This window comes from Oleiphilus sp. HI0132 (assembly GCF_001635845.1).
This window is the reverse complement of record NZ_LWGJ01000811.1, coordinates 1-432: the sequence shown is the minus strand read 5'-3', so window position 1 is coordinate 432 and position 432 is coordinate 1. Positions and strand designations below refer to the sequence as shown.

Below are 432 nucleotides of genomic sequence, written 5' to 3'. Positions count from 1 at the left end.
AAGCTGCTCACGTAGGCGGTGGTGAACAAATTAGTGCATTTTTAATGGCACTTCTAGGCTACGCACGTACTCACAGCGGTGTCAGTGTTGTGCTTACGCTTGCCAGCCAAAGTGATGCATTCCAAGGTCAAACCGGCATGCTGCAAGGTGTTCTATCTTCAACACTAGGCCGCGATGTAGATGAAGAAGAAGCTGCCGCACTGGCGCAACGAGCAAGCCAAAGCATCATGAGTGTTGTAAAACGTGATGCAACAACCACCGTACCAGTGCGACCCACGGAAATTTCTCGGGTATTGGCGCGCCGCTTGTTCACCAAGATTAATGACGCAGATGCTTCTACAACCGCCACAGCCTACATGGAAATGTACAAGCGCAGTGGCTCGCAATTACCAGACACAGCTACCCGCGACGATTACAGCAAATCGATTGTTG

Annotated in this window: 1 protein-coding gene; it reads left to right on the top strand. The window is 50.7% G+C overall.

Going from position 1 to position 432, the window contains the following annotated elements; all coding sequences use genetic code 11:
• On the top strand, window positions 1–432 hold a 432-nt coding region (locus A3766_RS30850; RefSeq protein ID WP_197479476.1), incomplete at both ends, for a hypothetical protein.